This window comes from Streptomyces durmitorensis (assembly GCF_023498005.1).
In the GTDB taxonomy this organism is placed as follows: Bacteria; Actinomycetota; Actinomycetes; order Streptomycetales; family Streptomycetaceae; genus Streptomyces; species Streptomyces durmitorensis.
This window is the reverse complement of the sequence record NZ_CP097289.1, coordinates 7,846,193-7,859,786: the sequence shown is the minus strand read 5'-3', so window position 1 is coordinate 7,859,786 and position 13,594 is coordinate 7,846,193. Positions and strand designations below refer to the sequence as shown.

Here is a 13,594-nt window from a genome sequence, read left to right as displayed (position 1 = left end):
TACTGACGCGATCCGGTTGCCCGTGGCACACTTCTGACGTTCCGTCAGATCCAGTGTCGTGGAGGAGCCTTGTCGCGTACGCGTACTCCCGTGGTGGCCGACTGGTTCGCCGGGGAGGCAGACAACTTCCGCCTTCTGGGCACACGCTGCTCGGCCTGCGCCAGTGTCTTCTTCCCCCGCGAGGACGGCTTCTGCCGCAATCCCGGCTGCTCGGGCGGTGACCTCGACGAGGTGCCGCTCTCCCCGCGCGGCCGCATCTGGTCGTACACGGACAGCCGCTACCGGCCGCCCGCACCCTACGCCTCCGATCCGGAACTTCCCTGGCAGCCCTACGCGTTGATCGCAGTGGAGCTGGAGGCGGAGCGCATGGTGGTGCTCGGCCAGGCGGTTCCAGGGGTCACCACCGCCGACCTGGAGGTCGGCATGGAGGTGGAGGTCGTACCCGGCGTGCTCGAAGAGGCCGATGAGACAGATGAGGCCGACGAGGACTCGGCGACGACCTGGACGACGTGGCACTGGCGGCCTGTGGGGGTGGACGCATGACCGGCGAGGTGGCGGTGCTCGGCGCGGGCATGCACCCGTGGGGCAAGTGGGGCCGGAGCTTCATCGAGTACGGGACCGCGGCGGCCCGCGCGGCGCTCGCCGACGCCGGGGTGGACTGGCGCGACGTGGGCTCGATCGTCGGCGCGGACACGGTGCGCGGCGGCTATCCCGGATATGTCGCCGGGGCGACCTTCGCCAAGGCGCTCGGCTGGCAGGGCGCGCGGGTCACGAGCGTGTACGCGGCGTGCGCGTCCGGGGCCCAGGCGATCAACACGGCACGTACACAGATCCTGGCGGGCCTCGCCGATGTCGTCCTGGTGGTCGGGGCCGACGCCGCGCCCAAGGGGTTCTTCCGGCCCGCGGGCGGCGACCGGCACGACGACCCCGACTGGCTGCGGTTCCGCGTCCTGGGCGCCACCAACCCCACGTACTTCGGCCTGTACGCCCGCCGCAGGATGGCGGTGCACGGCGACACGCTGGCGGACTTCGCCCAGGTCAAGGTGAAGAACGCGGCGTCGGGGGCGCTCAATCCGAACGCGCGCTACCGAAAGACCGTCACCGCCGATGACGTGGCCGCATCGGCCGTCGTCGCCGACCCCTTGCGGCTGCTCGACATCTGCGCGACCTCCGACGGTGCCGCGGCGCTCGTGCTCTCCAGCATGGAATTCGCGCGACGCCGCGGCGCGACCAGCCCGGTGCGCATCCGGGCCGTGTCCACGGTGACGCCGACGTATCCGACCACCGTCCTCGACCTGCCGGACATCGCGACGGACTCCGCGGTCGCCGTGGACCCGGCCGACGGGACGTTCCGCGCCTCCATCGCACGCGCGGCGTACGAAGAAGCGGGCATCGGGCCCGACGAACTCTCCTTCGCGGAGGTCTACGACCTGTCGACGGCGCTCGAACTGCAGTGGTACGAGGACCTGGGCCTCTGCGGCGAGGGAGAGGGGGCCAAGCTGCTGCGGGAGGGCGCGACCGCTCCCGGCGGGCGCATACCGGTCAACCCCAGTGGCGGGCTCGCCTCCTTCGGAGAGGCCGTTCCGGCTCAGGCCATTGCCCAAGTGTGCGAACTGACCTGGCAGTTGAGGGGCACGGCAGGGGCGCGTCAGGTGGCGGGGGCGCGCGTGGGCATCACCGCGAATCAAGGTCTCTTCGGGCACGGTTCCTCGGTCGTCGCCGTGCGCTGAGTGCTGTCACCGGTCCTGTACGGCTTGTCACGGGGGAAGGCCGGGGGTGTGTCGTGGGGGAAGCGCTCACGCCGGTTAACCGTTGCCGTCCGCGACCTTGACGCTCCATCACCACCGGTGAACACTTCCGGTGTCAGTCGGCATCGCCGCACTTCGGCTCCGCGCCATTCAGGGCCCCTGTACGCGCGAAGGGTCTGCACGAAGGGCCTGTTCAGCGGGTCATCCCCCTCTGGGCGATTCGACTGCGACGGCACGCTCGCCATGGAAGCCGGGCGGGGCGCGGGACACCCCTGCCTTCGGCTGAAGTCACCGAGCACGGCCAGGCAGTAGTCGTGGAACGCACCCAGCACGGAGTAGCCGGGGCCACCCGCCCCGGGCGAGGCCCTAGGAGCCGCCATGTACTCGAATGGGGACATCTTCGTCGGTGAGATCATCGGCACCGCGATCCTGATTCTCTTCGGCGCCGGCGTATGCGCCGCCGTCACCTTGAACTATTCGAAGGCCAAGGCCTCCGGATGGATCGTCATCGCTTTCGGATGGGGCTTCGGCGTGATGGCGGGCGCGTACACCGCCGCGCCGCTCTCCGGCGGTCACCTCAACCCCGCCGTCACGCTCGGCATCGCCGTCGACACGGGCGAGTGGGGCAAAGTCTGGGTCTACGTGCTCGGGCAGATGATCGGGGCCATGCTCGGCGCCGCACTCGCGTATCTCGTCTATTTCGCGCAGTTCAACGCCAACGTCCCGCGCGGCAAGACGAACGACGGCCGGAGCGTGGACCAGCCGACGCCCACCCTCGGCATCTTCTCGACCATCCCCGAGATCCGTAACCCGGTCGCCAACCTCCTCACCGAGGTCATCGGGACCATCGCCCTGGTGCTTCCGCTGCTCGCCTTCGGCCTCAACAAGGGCCTCGGCGAGTCCGGCACGCTCGTGCTGATCGTGGCGTTCCTGGTGGTCGGCATCGGCCTCTCGCTCGGCGGGCCCACCGGCTATGCCATCAACCCTGCCCGTGACCTGGGCCCGCGCATCGTGCACACGTTCCTGCCGATCCCGAACAAGGGGACGTCCGACTGGAGTTACGCCTGGGTCCCCGTGGCCGGGCCCCTGATCGGTGGAGCGCTCGCAGGCCTCATCTACAACGTAGCCTTCTGACTCAAGGGGTAGCCATGCCGGACAACTCCGAGAAGTTCGTCGCCGCCATCGACCAGGGCACCACCTCAAGCCGCTGCATCATCTTCAACCACGCGGGCGAGATCGTCGCCGTCGACCAGCGCGAACACCGCCAGATCTTCCCGAAGCCGGGATGGGTGGAGCACGACGCCACCGAGATCTGGTCCAAGGTGCAGGCCGTGGTCGCGGGAGCGATCGCCAAGGCCGGGCTCCGCGCCGACCAGGTCAGCGCGCTCGGCATCACCAACCAGCGCGAGACGACGGTCCTGTGGGACCGCGCCACGGGCAAGCCCGTGCACAACGCCATCGTCTGGCAGGACACCCGGACGTCGGCGCTCTGCAACGAACTGGGCGGCGCGGACGGCCAGGACAGGTTCCGGGAGCAGACAGGGCTGCCCCTCGCCAGCTACTTCTCCGGGCCCAAGGCGGCCTGGCTGCTCGACAACGTGCCCGGTCTGCGGGCCCGCGCCGAGCGCGGCGAGATAGCCTTCGGCACGATCGACTCCTGGCTGATCTGGAACCTCACCGGCGGCACGGAGGGCGGCGTGCACGTCACGGACGTCACCAACGCCGGGCGCACCATGCTGATGAACCTGGCCACCCTCCAGTGGGACCAGTCGATCCTGGCCGCGATGAACGTCCCCGAGGCGATCCTGCCGGAGATCAGGTCGTCGGCCGAGGTCTACGGCACGGCGGTCGGACAGCTCTCCGGAGTGCCGGTCGCCTCCGCCCTCGGCGACCAGCAGGCGGCCATCTTCGGGCAGGCCTGCTACGAAACGGGGACGGCCAAGAACACGTACGGAACGGGCAGCTTCCTGTTGCTCAACACCGGTAACCGGCCCGTTCCCTCGAAGAACGGGCTGCTCACCACCATGGGCTACAAGATCGGCTCCGATGCGCCCGTCTACTGCCTCGAAGGCGCGATCGCCATCACCGGCGCCCTGGTGCAGTGGTTCCGCGACCAGCTCGGCATCATCCGCAGCGCCGACGAGATCGAGCCCCTGGCGGCGAGCGTGGACGACAACGGCGGCGCGTACATCGTGCCCGCGTTCTCCGGCCTCTTCGCGCCCTACTGGCGCTCCGACGCGCGCGGGGTCGTCACCGGGCTCACCCGGTACGTGACCAAGGCGCATCTGGCGCGCGCCGTCCTGGAGGCGACCAGCTGGCAGACCCGTGAGGTCGTCGACGCCATGTACCAGGACTCCGGGGTGCAGCTGCGGACCCTGAAGGTGGACGGCGGCATGACCAAGAACAATCTGCTGATGCAGCATCAGGCGGACGTCCTCGGGGTGCCGGTGATCCGGCCGAAGGTCTCCGAGACGACATGTCTGGGCGCCGCGTACGCCGCCGGGCTCGCGACCGGTGTGTGGAACGACCTGGACGAGCTGAAGGCGCACTGGCAGCAGGACGTCGCGTGGACGCCCGCGATGGACACGGAGTCCCGCGAGCGCGAGTACCACAACTGGCACAAGGCGGTGGAGCGGAGCTTCGGCTGGCACGAGGACGGCGCGAGCTGAGCCGGGAGCCGAGCCGAGGATGACCACGGCCCGTACCCCGGTCGGCGGGGGTACGGGCCGTGGTTTTCAGGTGTTCACACGCTCAGGTGTTCACGTGGTCGCGGGCTCCCTGGCCGCGGCGGCGGTCGTCATCGCGTGCTGGACCACGCCGATGAGCACTTCCTTGACGGACTGCCGCTCGCGCGCGTCGCACATCACCACGGGGACGCCGGGGTCGAGGTCGAGCGCCTGGCGCACGGCGTCGGCGGGGTAACGGGAGGCACCCTCGAAGCAGTTGACGCCGACGACGAAGGGTATGGAGCGGCGCTCGAAGTAGTCGACGGCCGCGAAGCAGTCCTCCAGGCGACGGGTGTCGGCGAGGACCACGGCGCCGAGCGCTCCGGTGGCCAGCTCGTCCCAGAGGAACCAGAAGCGGTCCTGGCCGGGAGTGCCGAAGACGTAGAGGACGAGGTCCTCGCGGAGCGTGATCCGGCCGAAGTCCATGGCGACGGTGGTGGTGTGCTTGCCCGAGACGCCGCTGGTGTCGTCGACCGGGCGGCCCGCCTCGCTGAGCAGCTCCTCGGTGCGCAGCGGCTTGATCTCGCTGACGGCGCCGACGAGGGTCGTCTTGCCCACGCCGAAGCCGCCCGCCACCAGGATCTTCAGCGTGACCGGCTCGACGGGGGCTTTGCCGCGCTCAGAACGCTTGAAGATCATCGCTCGCTTCTCCTGGATCGGTTGCGTCAGTGGTGTCGCTGGTTGCCGGGGTGTCGCGCGGGGCCGGACCGTATCCGCCGCCGCCCGGGGTTTCGATCACGAGTACGTCGCCGGGGCCCGCGTCCGCGAAGTCGCTGCCCTCCAGCGCCTGAACGCTGCCGTCGGCGCGCTCCACGCGGCCCGTGCCGAGCGCTCCGGGACCGCCGCCCGCCATGCCGTACGGCGCCACCCTGCGGTGCTGCGAGAGCGTGGACACCGTCATCGGCTCGCGGAAGCGGATGCGGCGCACCGCTCCGTCCCCGCCGTGCCAGGTCCCGGTGCCTCCGCTGCCCCGGCGCACCGCGAACTCCTCGAGCAGCACCGGCAGGCGGAATTCGAGCACTTCGGGGTCCGTGAGCCGGGAGTTGGTCATGTGGGTCTGGACGACGGACGCCCCGTCGAAGCCGTCGCCCGCCCCGGATCCCGAGGCCACCGTCTCGTAGTACTGGTGGCGGTCGTTGCCGAAGGTGACGTTGTTCATCGTCCCCGAGCCCTCGGCCTGGACGCCCAGGGCGCCGTACAGGGCGCCGGTGATGGCCTGTGAGGTCTCGACGTTCCCCGCGACGACGGCCGCCGGCGGCTCGGGGGCGAGCAGGGAGCCCGGCGGCACGACGATGCGCAGCGGGCGCAGGCAGCCGTCGTTGAGCGGGATGTCCTCGGCCACCAGAGTGCGGAAGACGTACAGGACCGCGGCGTTGACCACCGCGAAGGGCGCGTTGAAGTTCGTGGCGAGCTGAGGGGACGTACCGGTGAAGTCGATGGTCGCCGAACGGGCCTCGCGGTCCACCGACACACGGACCCGGATGACGGCTCCCGAGTCGGTCGGATAGGCGAACTCGCCCTCTTCCAGGGCGTCGATGACGCGGCGCACCGCTTCCTCGGCGTTGTCCTGTACGTGCCTCATGTACGCCTGGACGACGTCGAGCCCGAAGTTCTCGATCATGCGGGCGACTTCGTCGACGCCCTTCTGGTTGGCGGCGATCTGGGCGCGCAGGTCGGCGAGGTTGGTGGCCGGGTTGCGGGAGGGGTACGGGGCGTCGGTGAGCAGGCTCAGGGTCTCGGCCTCGCGGAAGCGGCCGCCCTCCACGAGCAGCCAGTTGTCGAAGAGGATGCCCTCCTCCTCGATGGTGCGGCTGTTCGCCGGCATGGAGCCGGGGGCGATGCCGCCGATCTCGGCGTGGTGCCCGCGCGAAGCCACGTAGAAGAGGATCTCCTCCCGCGAGGGATCCTGCTTCCCCGAGGTGTCCCGCTCCCCCGAGGTGCCGAACACCGGCGTGATGACGGTGACGTCCGGGAGGTGCGTCCCCCCGTGGTACGGGTCGTTGACCGCGTAGGTGTCCCCGGGGCGCATGCCGCTGCCCCGGCGCTGGATCACCTCCTTCACGCTGGTGCCCATCGAGCCCAGGTGCACGGGGATGTGCGGGGCGTTGGCGACGAGGTTGCCGTCCGGGTCGAAGAGCGCGCAGGAGAAGTCGAGCCGCTCCTTGATGTTCACCGACTGGGCGGTGGACTCCAGGCGGGCGCCCATCTGTTCGGCGATCGACATGAAGAGGTTGTTGAAGACTTCGAGGAGGACGGGGTCGGCAGCGGTGCTCGCCTCGGAACCTTCCGGCACCGCCACGCGTTCCATGACCAGGTGCCCCTCACGTGTCATGGCCGCCTGCCAGCCGTCGTCCACGACCGTCGTGGCGCCTGCCTCGGTGATGATCGCGGGCCCGTCGACGGTCTCGCCGGGCGGCAGCTCGTCGCGGCGGTGCAGGAGCACGTCGCGCCAGGCGCCGCCCGTGTGCAGGCTGACGGTCTGCGGATCGCCTCGGCGCACGTCACCGGCGAGCACGGAGAGGTCGGGCTGCTCGGTCAGGCCGGTGGCCTCCACGGAGAGGGCTTCGACGACGACGGGGCGGTCCAGGGTGAAGGAGTAGGTGGTGCGGTGGCGTTCCTCGAAGACGCGGATCATGCTGTCCGGCTCCGTGAGCTCCACGGTGAGCGTCGTGTCGGTGCCGTCGTAGCGCAGCTGGGCACGGCGTGTGACACGGATGCGGTCCTCGGGCACGTCCTCGGCCAGGAGTTCGGCGCGGGCCGCCTCTTCCAGGTCGTCGGCGGTCTTCAGGACGCGCTCCATCGCGGACGGTTCGAGGCGGGCCTCCACGGACTGCTCGCGCATCGCGGTGGTGTCGGCGAGGCCGATACCGAGCGCGGAGAGCACCCCCGCCATCGGCGGTACGAGGACGGTGCGGATGCCCAGCGAGTCGGCGACCATGCAGGCGTGCTGGCCGCCCGCGCCGCCGAACGTCGTGAGGGCGTAGCGGGTGACGTCGTGGCCCTTCTGGACCGAGATGCGCTTGACGGCGGCCGCGATGTTGGCGACGGCGATCTGCAGATAGCCCTCGGCGACCTGCTCCGGCGTGCGGTCGTCGCCGGTGTGCTCCCTGATGTCGCGGGCCAGCGCGGCGAAACGGTCGCGCACGAGGTTCCCGTCGAGCGGCTGGTCGCCGTCCGGCCCGAACACCCGGGGGAAGTGGGCGGGTTGGATGCGCCCGAGGGCGACGTTGGCGTCGGTGACGGTGAGCGGGCCGCCTCCTCCGTAGCTCGCCGGGCCCGGAGTGGCGCCCGCCGAGTCGGGGCCCACGCGGTAGCGGCTGCCGTCGAAGTGCAGCACGGAGCCGCCGCCGGCCGCGACGGTGTGGATGTCCAGCATCGGCGCGCGCAGCCGCACGCCCGCGAGCTGCGTGGTGAACACCCGCTCGTACTCGCCCGCGTAGTGCGACACGTCCGTGGACGTGCCGCCCATGTCGAAGCCGATGACACGGTCGAAGCCCGCGCGGTGCGACATGCGGGCCATGCCGACGATGCCGCCCGCGGGCCCGGACAGGATCGCGTCCTTGCCGCGGAACGTGCCCGCTTCGGTGAGGCCGCCGTTCGACTGCATGAACATCAGCCGCACGCCCCGGAGTTCATCCGCGACGTGCTGCACATAGCGGTGCAGGACGGGTGACAGGTAGGCGTCGACGACCGCCGTGTCGCCACGCGGGACCAGCTTCATCAGCGGGCTGACCTCGCTGGAGAGCGAGACCTGCGGAAAGCCGGTGCGCTCGGCGAGCTCGGCAATGGCCCGCTCATGGGCGGGGTGCAGATGACTGTGCATGCAGACCACAGCGACGGCCCGGATGCCGTCTTCGTAGGCCTGGCGCAGCGGCCCGGCGAGCTGCTCCAGGTCGGGTGCCCGCAGGACCTCGCCCTCGGCGGTGACACGTTCGTCCACCTCGATGACCCGGTCGTACAGGAGCTCCGGGAGGACGATCTCGCGGGCGAAGATGTGCGGACGGTTCTGGTAGGCGATGCGCAGGGCGTCGCCGAAGCCGCGGGTGATCACCAGGGCGGTGGGCTCACCCTTGCGCTCCAGGAGGGCGTTGGTGGCGACGGTGGTGCCCATGCGGACGGAATCGACGGGGACGTCCGCCGTGTCGCCCGGGACACCGGGGGCGGCGCCCAGGAGTTCACGGATGCCCGCGACGGCCGCGTCGGCGTAGCGGGACGGGTTGTCCGACAGGAGTTTGTGCGTGAGCAGCCGCCCGTCGGGACGCCGCGCGACGATGTCCGTGAAGGTGCCGCCCCTGTCGACCCAGAACTGCCAGCCAGTCACGTCTCTCCCCGCTTCCGCGCTGTTCAGAGCGCCCGGAGGCCGTTGATCACGTCGCGCAGAATACTCTCGTCCGGCAGTTCCGCGGGGGGTACGGGACGTGTCACGTGCACCAGTTCGTCGTCGACGAGATCGCCGATGAGGACGCGGATCACGCCGATGGGGAGGTCCAGCTCGGCCGCCAGTTCGGCGACCGACTGGGGGCTGTCACGGCAGAGCCCGACGATGTCCACGTGCTCCGGGGACAGCGTCCGGTCCGCCTCCGGGTCACCGGCACGGGCCTCCGCGATGACCACCGCGATCAGATCGAGGCGGTGCTGGGCCGGACTGGTGGTCCGGCCGCGCGTCATGGCATACGGCCGCACCACGGGCCCGGCGTCGTCGTCGAACCAGCGATGCGTCCCCTGTGTCCCTTGCCCGTCTTCGCTCATACCCTCCCGCTACCCTCCCGTGGGCAGGTCGGTGCGCGGCGCCGTACCCAGATGCACACCCACCCTCTTGACCAGCAGCGTCATTTCGTAGGCGACCAGACCTACGTCGGAGTCCGCGTCCGAGAGGACGGCGAGACAGCTGCCGTCACCCGCGGCCGTGACGAACAGGAAGGCGTCGTCGAGCTCGACCACGGTCTGGCGGACCCTGCCCGCCTCGAAGTGGCGTCCGACGCCCTTGGCAAGGCTGTGGAAGCCGGAGGCGACAGCCGCGAGGTGCTCGCTGTCCTCCCTGGTCAGATCCTTCGATACGCCGGTGGGCAGGCCGTCGCCGGAGAGCACGAGCGCCTTGCGGATGCTGGCGACCCGCTGCACCAGGTCGTCGAGGAGCCAGTTCAGCTCTCCCGTTGCCCCGGATGCGGCGGTACGTGCGTCGGCCTTCGGTGCGGTCATCGACCGTCCCCCTCAGATGTCGTTCCTGGTGCTGTGCCGCCCTGGGCGTCTTCGCCCGCGGCGTTCTCTTCACGGCCGCGCCGCCAGCCACGCTGGAGCGAAGCCATCCGGCTGCGTACCTCGTCGGCGTCGCGCTCCTCCGGCCTGGTCGTGGCCGGGGCCGAGTCGCGTTCCGTGCGTTGGTCCGGCCCGTCCTTCAACTGTGGGGCGAGATTGGCCTGGCGGACGCGCCGGGGCAGTCCGCCGGGGGCGGTGGTGGGCGCCGGCGCCTGGGGGGCGCGGGGCTCGGTCTCCGTGCGCGAGACCTCCGTGCGCGGAGCTTCCGTACGCGTGGACTCCGTACGCCGGCTGCGCCTCGGCAGGTCCGGCGGTGCGTCGGCCGCGGTGACGTCGCGGTGCGGCGGGGAGAGGTCGGGCCAGGCGGACTGCGGCTCGGGGCGGCGCGGCAGGTCGATGGGCTCGGCCGCGGTGCCGCGGTCCCGGTCCACTGCGCCGCCCTGAGGGCGTCCCGCGGGGGCCTGGGAGCGCGCGGGGCGCTCGGGGCGCTCCGGTGCCGCGTCGTCGTCCTCCGCCGCGCCTCGCGGCCTGTTGTGCGTCACGGGGCGGCCGTGCGAGGAGACCAGCTTGGGGGTCCTGCGGCGGGGCAGCTCGACGGGGTCCGCGGGGGGCGCGTCGTCGACGGGGTCGCCGAAGCCTCGGCTGTCGCCCTTGCCGCCGCTGCTGATGCCGCTGCCGCTGCTTCGCGAGGGCAGGTCGCCGGGGCGGGTCGGCTCGCGCTCGCCCGTCTCCCGCTCGTCGCGGGCCTGCTGGTGCTGTTCGTCACCCTGGACGCCGGCCGTGCGGCGGCGCGGGCGGAAGAGTCCGCCGCGTTCGCTGTCGTCGTCGCCGAGGTCGCCGAGCGCGCCAGGGAAGGGGTCGAGGCCCGCCATGCCGACCGGCGCCTCCAGCTCGACGGGACCGTCGAGGAGGGATGCGGGAAGACCCGGCAGCTGCACGGGCACCTGGCCGAGCGCGGCCTGCTTGTCGCCCGCGGTGTCGCGGCCCAGGGCCTCCTTGGGCTGCGGCCGGTCGAGACGGAACCCGATGCCGTTCGTGTCCGGTACGTCGTCCGTGAGCAGCGTCTCGGGGATGAACACGACGGCGGTGGTCCCGCCGTACGGAGAGGGCTGCAAGGAGACACGCACGCGCTGGCGCTGGGCGAGGCGGCTCACCACGAAGAGGCCCAGGCGGTCGGTGTCGGAGAGCTCGAACTCCGGGGTCTCCGCGAGGCGGAGGTTGGCGTCCAGGAGCGCGTCGGCCGCCATGCCGAGGCCCCGGTCGTGGATCTCCAGGGTGAAGCCGTTGGCGACGTGCTCCCCGAGGACCTGCACCGCGGTGTGCGGGGGCGAGAACACCGTGGCGTTCTCCAGGAGTTCGGCCATCAGGTGGGTGAGGTCGGCGACCGCGGGCCCGGTGACGGCGATGCGCGGCAGGCGGCGCACCTCGATGCGTTCGTAGTCCTCGACCTCGGCGACGGCCGCGCGGACGACGTCCATGAGCTGGACGGGCTTGCGCCACTGCCGGGAGGGGGCGGCGCCGGAGAGGATCACGAGGCCCTCGGCGTGCCGCCGCATGCGCGTGGTGAGGTGGTCGAGGCGGAAGAGGTCGGCGAGTTCGTCGGTGTCCTCGGTCCTGCGCTCCATCGTGTCGAGCAGGGTGAGCTGCTTGTGCAGGAGCACCTGGCTGCGCCGTGCGAGGTTGACGAACACCTCGGAGACGCCGCGGCGCAGGTCGGCCTGTTTGACGGTGGCCTCGACCGCGGCGCGCTGGAGGGTGTTGAGCGCCTGGCCGACCTGGCCGATCTCGTCCTTCTCGTACGTCAGACGCGGTGCCTCGGTCTCCACGTCGACCTGTTCGCCCGCAGCCAGGCGGCGCAGCACGCCGGGCAGCCGGACGCCGGACGCCTCGTGGGCCTCCAGGCGCATGCGGCGCAGGTCACGGATGAGGCTGCTGCCGATCCGTACGGACATGAAGACCGAGAACAGCAGGGCGAGCAGACCGAACACGCCCGCCACGGCGACGCGCACGATGACGCCGACGGCCACCGGCTCGACGCGGTCCTGGAAGCGGTCGCCCGCCGCCTTGTCGCGCTCGGCGAGGTCCTTGAGCGCCTTGCCCGAAGCGGCGTCCCAGCGTGCCGACGTGATGGCGCGCGGGGTGCCGGGCGCGGACTCGACGACGGCCTTCTCCGCGGCCCTCAGCTCGGTCGTCTGCGCACCGTTCCAGTAGCGCTCGTAGCCGGCGCGTTCGTCCTCGGGCAGCTGCGCAAGGTTGACCTCGTACAGCAGCGTGCGCTGGGCCCTGAGATCGGCTATCTCCCGGATCTCGGTCTTGGTGAGCCGGCGCGCGACGAGTGCGGAACCGAGCAACGCGTCCTCGCGGGAGAGCAGTTCACGCGCGCGGGTCACCCCGACGAGCGCCCGGCCCTGCTGGTCCATCGTCACGTCGTCGAGACCGTGGAGGGTCATCAGGAAGCCGTAGCAGGGGTCGATCAGCTTCGTGTACATCTTCAGCGCGCCGGCGCGGGTGATCGTGCCTTCCTCGACCGTGCGGCGCAGCGACTCGATGCCTTCGAAGGAGTCGAGGAGGGAGGCGAGGCGGTCCGCCGACTGTCCGGTGACCTCGTCCCGCACGTCCGGGTGCGCGGCGTTGTCCACGACCTTGGCGACCATGTCATCGGTGGCCGTGCGGCTGCGGCGCAGGGCCGCGAGCGCGTCGGAGGCGCGGGGGTCGGCGAGGTAGACGAGGGTCTGGCGGCGTTCCTGCTGGACGACCCGGGCGGTGTCCTCGATCGGGTACCCGATCTTGTCGACGACGTTCGAGACGTCGATGAGGTCTTTGGCCGACTGACCGGTGAGGTAGGTGGCAAAACCCCACATCGCGGTCAGGGAAATGAGCGGCACCAGCAGCAATGCCACGATCTTCCGGCGGATGGACTTCCCGCGAAAGCGCATGGCCTCCCCCAGATCGGCCCCCTGCGGCCGCGCTATGGCCAGGGGCACACATGTGCGTCAACAAACGGCGTGAGCCTACTACTGACCCAGGAGCAACTCGAAGGCACGTCCGGACGGATTTCAGCCGTGACGCAAAAGGGACGTCCCCAGTTGTCCCTCCAATTCGGGAGATTGCATCCCGCGTGTGGCACATGCCACTCGGCACATTCCTCCTTGCCCATCCCTCCAGTTGGCCGGATCTCTTCGCTTTTCCGAACCGGGCGGGAATCTTCCGGGCCTCTCGTACGTCCTTCAGTACGGGAGTTGGGGGACAGCGGACGCCAGGGGACCGCATGCCGTACCCAGGTGACATAAAGCCGCGTATACCGGGCAGCCACTGGGGAGTCGGGTCCGCCGACATCTCATCGAACGGCCCGTGGGGCACCGGGGGAGTGACGAGTTGATGGGCACGGCAGAGCGTCGGAGGACGACCGGGGATGAGCACGAGACATCCAGGCGTCAGTCCGACGAGGACCGCAGGGAGTTGTGGATCGAGGAGCCGGCGCGCAGACGACGCCTGCCCGATCCGGTGCGTACGGCCGCGGTGCGAGCCGTGATCATCGTGGCGCTGACCCTGATACAGGCGATGACGGCGTTCCTGTGTGCGCTGGCCGGATCCTGGCTGTCCTTCCCGATGGTGCTGAGCAGCGTGGCCAGCACCGTCGTCGCCACCTGGGGCGTCCTGGACGTCTGGGTGACCCGCCAGGTGTGGAACCAGCGGCACGGCGTGGTGTCGGTGCCGAGCAGCACGGCGCGGCAGCTGCGGCGCGAGCGGCGCCGGTCCCGTCGGCAGGCACGGACGGCGGCACGGAGCGAGGAACGCATACGACGGCGCGGCGGAGCCGGCCAGTTGTCGCACTCCTAGGGGTACTCGACTGTCGCACTCCTA

Annotated in this window: 10 protein-coding genes; 5 read left to right on the top strand and 5 right to left on the bottom strand. The window is 70.8% G+C overall.

The features are described from left to right. The first annotated feature begins 90 nt into the window (after nucleotides 1-90). From M4V62_RS35180 to glpK, 4 genes are all read left to right on the top strand, one after another. Nucleotides 91-543, top strand: a complete 453-nt coding sequence (locus M4V62_RS35180) for a Zn-ribbon domain-containing OB-fold protein (protein ID WP_249593142.1) — start codon at nucleotides 91-93, stop codon at nucleotides 541-543. Beyond that, nucleotides 540-1,730 (top strand): lipid-transfer protein, encoded by a 1,191-nt coding sequence (locus M4V62_RS35175; RefSeq protein WP_249591219.1) that lies wholly within the window; start codon nucleotides 540-542, stop codon nucleotides 1,728-1,730. Before M4V62_RS35180 ends, M4V62_RS35175 begins: the two co-directional genes overlap by 4 nt. Before the next feature lie 396 nt (nucleotides 1,731-2,126). Further along, nucleotides 2,127-2,882: an MIP/aquaporin family protein gene (locus M4V62_RS35170; protein ID WP_249591218.1), complete on the top strand. Its 756-nt coding sequence runs from the start codon at nucleotides 2,127-2,129 to the stop codon at nucleotides 2,880-2,882. A gap of 14 nt (nucleotides 2,883-2,896) precedes the next feature. Further along, nucleotides 2,897-4,417: a glycerol kinase GlpK gene (gene glpK / locus M4V62_RS35165; RefSeq protein WP_249591217.1), complete on the top strand. Its 1,521-nt coding sequence runs from the start codon at nucleotides 2,897-2,899 to the stop codon at nucleotides 4,415-4,417. Nucleotides 4,418-4,507: 90 nt separating this feature from the next. On the opposite strand, the gene M4V62_RS35160 is transcribed toward glpK, so the two are convergent. From M4V62_RS35160 to M4V62_RS35140, 5 genes are read right to left on the bottom strand one after another with little or no spacing between them, the layout of a single operon-like run. After that, complete coding sequence (locus M4V62_RS35160; RefSeq protein WP_249591216.1) at nucleotides 4,508-5,113, bottom strand: GTP-binding protein; 606 nt, start codon at nucleotides 5,111-5,113, stop codon at nucleotides 4,508-4,510. Then, a complete protein-coding gene (locus M4V62_RS35155) occupies nucleotides 5,094-8,795 on the bottom strand; it encodes a hydantoinase B/oxoprolinase family protein (RefSeq protein WP_249591215.1) in 3,702 nt (1,233 codons plus the stop codon). Before M4V62_RS35155 ends, M4V62_RS35160 begins: the two co-directional genes overlap by 20 nt. A gap of 23 nt (nucleotides 8,796-8,818) precedes the next feature. Further along, the gene (locus M4V62_RS35150; RefSeq protein WP_190084953.1) at nucleotides 8,819-9,223 is read right to left on the bottom strand and encodes a DUF742 domain-containing protein; all 405 of its coding nucleotides are present in this window, start codon (nucleotides 9,221-9,223) and stop codon (nucleotides 8,819-8,821) included. Between the two features lie 9 nt (nucleotides 9,224-9,232). Next, complete coding sequence (locus M4V62_RS35145; RefSeq protein ID WP_249591214.1) at nucleotides 9,233-9,673, bottom strand: roadblock/LC7 domain-containing protein; 441 nt, start codon at nucleotides 9,671-9,673, stop codon at nucleotides 9,233-9,235. Then, nucleotides 9,670-12,666, bottom strand: coding sequence for a sensor histidine kinase (locus M4V62_RS35140; RefSeq protein WP_249591213.1), 2,997 nt, complete (start codon nucleotides 12,664-12,666; stop codon nucleotides 9,670-9,672). Before M4V62_RS35140 ends, M4V62_RS35145 begins: the two co-directional genes overlap by 4 nt. Nucleotides 12,667-13,108: 442 nt before the next feature. Between M4V62_RS35140 and M4V62_RS35135 the strand changes: the two genes are divergently transcribed. Then, nucleotides 13,109-13,570: a hypothetical protein gene (locus M4V62_RS35135; protein WP_249591212.1), complete on the top strand. Its 462-nt coding sequence runs from the start codon at nucleotides 13,109-13,111 to the stop codon at nucleotides 13,568-13,570. Nucleotides 13,571-13,594 lie beyond the last annotated feature (24 nt).